The sequence below is a fragment of the Vibrio sp. 704 genome, assembly GCF_033339295.1.
On sequence record NZ_JAWOUH010000413.1, the window covers coordinates 1 to 721 of the forward strand.

Annotated in this window: 1 protein-coding gene; it reads right to left on the reverse strand. The window is 38.3% G+C overall.

Annotated features, from left to right (window positions below; all coding sequences use genetic code 11):
• Nucleotides 1–56 precede the first annotated feature (56 nt).
• The coding region (locus R7R24_RS26815; RefSeq protein WP_318120134.1) for a response regulator at nucleotides 57–721 on the reverse strand (665 nt) is incomplete at its 5' end.

Below are 721 nucleotides of genomic sequence, written 5' to 3' on the forward strand. Positions count from 1 at the left end.
AAAATACTTAATATAGATCTTAATAATCTATCGATTGTTAAGATCTATATTAATGACTACGCCGTTTCTATTAATGATTGTATAGCTTCATAGATATCTTGCCTGCGAACTGGCTTTGATACAAAACTATCCATGCCAGCGTCTAAGCACTTATCTTTATCACTTTCTAGCGCGTGCGCTGTTAAAGCGACGATTGGAATTGTGATTCCTTTCTTTCTAATCAGCCTAGTTGCCGTTATTCCATCCATTACTGGCATCGAGACATCCATCAAGATCATATCAATTTGAGTATCGTTTTCTTCAAGAAATGTAAGCGCCTCTGCGCCATGGCTTGCAATATGAACATTATGGCCAAGCTTGTTAAGAATCAATTTAATGACAAGTTGATTTGATTGAGTGTCTTCGACAATAAGCAAGTTTAGAGCTTTGTTTGGTCTATTATGCTCAATTTTTACAGGACGGTTTTGGTTGTAACGTGTTAGAACTGGAATTCGAATGGTGAAGTCAGAACCCTCATTCTCGCGGCTTTTTACACAGATTTCACCTCTCATCATTTCAACTAAGTGCTTGGTAATAGCAAGCCCTAAACCTGTACCACCAAACCTTCGAGTAATTGAGCGATCACCTTGATGGAATGCCGTAAATAAATGGGCTTGTTTTGCTCTCGAGATTCCAATTCCGGTGTCAGATATAGAAACTACAACTTCGTCATTTTCTTCAG